1 rRNA gene (cut by a window edge) is annotated in these 2,500 nt (G+C 54.4%); it reads left to right on the top strand.

The features are described 5' to 3' along the window. Nucleotides 1-2,402, top strand: a 23S ribosomal RNA gene (locus ACYU7L_RS12190) (it extends 704 nt beyond the left edge of the window). Nucleotides 2,403-2,500: the final 98 nt, after the last annotated feature.

The following is a 2,500-nucleotide window of genomic DNA, read 5'->3' as shown; positions in this document are numbered from 1 at the left end:
GGGGTAGCCGTAGCGAAAGCGAGTCCTAATAGGGCGTTTGAGTAGCGCGATCAAGACCCGAAGCGAAGTGATCTATCCATGGGCAGGTTGAAGCGCGGGTAAGACCGCGTGGAGGACCGAACCCACTTAGGTTGAAAACTGAGGGGATGACCTGTGGATAGGGGTGAAAGGCCAATCAAACTTCGTGATAGCTGGTTCTCCCCGAAATGCATTTAGGTGCAGCGTTGCGTGTTTCTTGCCGGAGGTAGAGCACTGGATAGCTAATGGGCCCTACAAGGTTACTGACGTTAGCCAAACTCCGAATGCCGGTAAGTGAGAGCGCAGCAGTGAGACGGCGGGGGATAAGCTCCGTCGTCGAGAGGGAAACAGCCCAGACCATCAGCTAAGGCCCCTAAGCGATAACTAAGTGGAAAAGGATGTGGAGTCGCAGTGACAACCAGGAGGTTGGCTTGGAAGCAGCCACCCTTGAAAGAGTGCGTAATAGCTCACTGGTCAAGTGATTCCGCGCCGACAATGTAGCGGGGCTCAAGTTATCCGCCGAAGCTATGGCATTCATACAATAGCTAAGCCTTCGTGGTTCAGGTGTGTGGATGGGTAGGGGAGCGTCGTGTGGCGAGTGAAGCGCCGGAGTGATCCAGGTGTGGACGCTACACGAGTGAGAATGCAGGCATGAGTAGCGAATCAAGTGTGAGAAACACTTGCGCCGAATGATCAAGGGTTCCAGGGTCAAGCTAATCTGCCCTGGGTAAGTCGGGACCTAAGGCGAGGCCGACAGGCGTAGTCGATGGACAACGGGTTGATATTCCCGTACCGGCAAAATAGCGCCCATGACGAGGCCGGTGATGCTAAGTGCCCGAAAAGTGATTGATCCCTTCGGGGACGTGATCTTAGTAGCGCATGAACCGATCCGGTAGTAGTCAAGCGATGGGGTGACGCAGGAAGGTAGTCCAACCGTGGCGATGGTAGTCCACGGCTAAGGGTGTAGGGCGTGACGTAGGCAAATCCGCGTCACATATAGCCTGAGACCTGATGGGGAGCCAATTGGTGAAGTGGATGATCCTATGCTGTCGAGAAAAACCTCTAGCGAGCTATGCGCCGCCCGTACCCCAAACCGACTCAGGTGATCAGGTAGAGAATACTAAGGCGATCGAGTGAACCATGGTTAAGGAACTCGGCAAAATGCCCCCGTAACTTCGGGAGAAGGGGGGCCGGATCCGTTACACACCTTGCGTGTGGAAGCGGTGATGGCCGCAGAGACCAGGCCCAAGCGACTGTTTACTAAAAACACAGGTCCGTGCGAAGTTGTAAGACGATGTATACGGACTGACTCCTGCCCGGTGCTGGAAGGTTAAGGGGACCGGTTAGAAGGGGTAACTCTTCGAAGCTGAGAACTTAAGCCCCAGTAAACGGCGGTGGTAACTATAACCATCCTAAGGTAGCGAAATTCCTTGTCGGGTAAGTTCCGACCTGCACGAATGGAGTAACGACTTGGGCGCTGTCTCAACCATGGACTCGGCGAAATTGCACTACGAGTAAAGATGCTCGTTACGCGCGGCAGGACGGAAAGACCCCGGGACCTTTACTATAGTTTGGTATTGGTGTTTGGTTCGGCTTGTGTAGGATAGGTGGGAGACTGTGAAGTGGCCACGCCAGTGGTTGTGGAGTCATCGTTGAAATACCACTCTGGTCGTACTAGATGTCTAACTTAGGTCCATTATCTGGATCAGGGACAGTGCCTGATGGGTAGTTTAACTGGGGCGGTTGCCTCCTAAAATGTAACGGAGGCGCTCAAAGGTTCCCTCAGCCTGGTTGGCAATCAGGTTTCGAGTGTAAGTGCACAAGGGAGCTTGACTGTGAGACAGACATGTCGAGCAGGGACGAAAGTCGGAACTAGTGATCCGGCGCTGGCATGTGGAAGCGGCGTCGCTCAACGGATAAAAGGTACCCCGGGGATAACAGGCTGATCTTCCCCAAGAGTCCATATCGACGGGATGGTTTGGCACCTCGATGTCGGCTCGTCGCATCCTGGGGCTGGAGCAGGTCCCAAGGGTTGGGCTGTTCGCCCATTAAAGCGGCACGCGAGCTGGGTTTAGAACGTCGTGAGACAGTTCGGTCCCTATCCGCCGCGCGCGTAGGAAACTTGAGAAAGGCTGTCCCTAGTACGAGAGGACCGGGATGGACGAACCTCTGGTGTGCCAGTTGTCCCGCCAGGGGCACGGCTGGTTAGCTACGTTCGGAAGTGATAACCGCTGAATGCATCTAAGCGGGAAGCACGTTTCAAGATGAGGTTTCCCACCCACATTGTGGGGTAAGGCCCCCAGTAGACCACTGGGTTGATAGGCCGGAGGTGTACAGCAGTAATGCCTAGCCGACCGGTACTAATAGGCCGAGGGCTTGTCTTACTCCAATGATGTTACGCGTCCACTGTGCGGTTTTGAAACAACAACCACTGTGCATTCACTCGGATATATGTGAATAGTGCCCATAGATTTGAACACGC

It is taken from the genome of Nocardioides pacificus (assembly GCF_054775955.1).
The sequence above is the reverse complement of the archived record's forward strand: the minus strand, read 5'-3'. Positions and strand labels throughout refer to the sequence as shown.